Annotated in this window: 3 protein-coding genes and 1 pseudogene; all 4 read right to left on the reverse strand. The window is 55.4% G+C overall.

What is annotated here, in order from left to right; genetic code table 11:
- Positions 1-404: LD-carboxypeptidase (locus tag H6F43_RS10185; protein WP_190342671.1), on the reverse strand; the 404-nt coding region annotated here is incomplete at its 3' end.
- 3 nt (positions 405-407) lie between these two features.
- Positions 408-713, reverse strand: a complete 306-nt coding sequence (locus H6F43_RS10190) for a DUF3181 family protein (RefSeq protein ID WP_190342672.1) — start codon at positions 711-713, stop codon at positions 408-410.
- A 120-nt stretch (positions 714-833) separates the two neighbouring features.
- Positions 834-1,157: a 2TM domain-containing protein gene (locus tag H6F43_RS10195; protein WP_190342673.1), complete on the reverse strand. Its 324-nt coding sequence runs from the start codon at positions 1,155-1,157 to the stop codon at positions 834-836.
- A 142-nt stretch (positions 1,158-1,299) separates the two neighbouring features.
- Positions 1,300-1,515: pseudogene (locus H6F43_RS10200) on the reverse strand (cell division ATP-binding protein FtsE); the annotation flags it as partial.

Here is a 1,515-nt window from a genome sequence, read left to right on the forward strand (position 1 = left end):
GTGGTCAGCAGTGGACCATGCACGCCCGAAATGCCCCGCTGGCTTAAACTCATCAGCAAGCTGGTGATATCCGAGAAGCCAATCAGCCACTTCGGCTCTGTGCTGTCCCAACTCCAGGCTTCTAGCAGCCTCGCGCCACCCCAACCGCCGCGCGCACACAAAATGCCGCGACAGTCTGGATCGTTAAGTGCGGTGCTGAGCTGCTGACGCCGAGCTTCGTCGGTGCCTGCAAGATAGCCCCACCGATCGTCAAACCCCGCCGTTAACTCGACCTGATAGCCTCGCGATCGCCAAACTTCGACGCCTTGCTGAAACGCAGCCAGTTCACGCAGCGTTCCGCTCGGCGCAATCACTCGCAGGCGATCGCCTCGCTGCAACGGAGGTGGAGGAACACAGCGCTGCATCCGCTAGAGCTTGCGCTGAAACTCTTCCAGCAAATCCATCAGGTTAACCTGACACTGCATCGGCAGTAGATCCGCTAGGGGTACTTCTCGCTTACCGCCGCCTAGCTTCACGGGGATGCTCTGAAGCAGTTTTAGCACGTCGCCCTCGTTCAGCGAGTTCGAGGTCAGCATCGGATACAGCCGCTCGGCTAATACCGTATGCAGATGGGCATCCGACAAATACAGGTGCCACTTTGCCACGTCGATATAAACATTTTCGCCAATCTCGGCAGCGAGAGATTCGATCGCACGAGTTGCGCTAGTTGCCATAACTCACCTAATTGCTTGATTTGTGACGTTAGATTTGAAGCGGCTTGCTCCTCACACCCACGTTGCGAAACAAGGTTCAACCTAAAATCCAAACTCTAATCGATAGAGGCGGCTCAGCTTCTATCCTTTGGTTGATTTTGTCGGTTTGAATCCGATACCAGCCGTGTTGGATGCCGACGTTAGCGATCCATCCGTGTATTTGGCGATTGCAAAAATGAACACGGCATGAGCCAGCAGCACCAGCGCCCAGATTTCCGTAATCAAAGGAGTGATCGGCGGACCACCGGGCACACCTTGCGTAACCGATCCCAACACGCGAAAGAACCAGAGACCGGAGTTTGTTGCCGCGAAGATAGCAACGTGCGTCGCAAAGTTCATGCGATCGTCTAAACGGCGGTATTCAGGATCGGCGCGATCGGGCTTACGAGACCAGCGAGGAGGCATAAAATTAGTGCGAAACAGTCCTACTTCCAGGATAAGCCAACTGTGAGGCGGCGATCGGGTTGGGCGTATCGCCTTGGGATTCTAGCCGCGTGTGCTTAAAGCGGTGCATTGGCAGAACAGCGCTTAAACCTGACGTCTGCGCTTAACGCGGTTGTCCCCGGTATAAATAGCCGTTGCGGAGCTGCACTACCGGGCGATTCGACTGCCGAATCAAGCTCTCATCGTGCGTGGTGACAATTATGGTAATCCCGACCGCATTCAGTTTGTCGAGGATTTTAATCACCTGCCAGGAGTTATCGGGATCGAGGTTTCCAGTCGGCTCGTCGGCAAGCAGAATCGGCGGCGTACTGACGATCGC

This window comes from Leptolyngbya sp. FACHB-36 (assembly GCF_014695955.1).
Taxonomy (GTDB): domain Bacteria; phylum Cyanobacteriota; class Cyanobacteriia; order Leptolyngbyales; family Leptolyngbyaceae; genus FACHB-36.

What these genes read in the sequence shown, in the direction of transcription:
- H6F43_RS10190 (WP_190342672.1), bottom strand. Translation starts at nt 713, where the DNA reads ATGGCAACTAGCGCAACTCGTGCGATCGAATCTCTCGCTGCCGAGATT.
- H6F43_RS10195 (WP_190342673.1), bottom strand. Translation starts at nt 1,157, where the DNA reads ATGCCTCCTCGCTGGTCTCGTAAGCCCGATCGCGCCGATCCTGAATAC.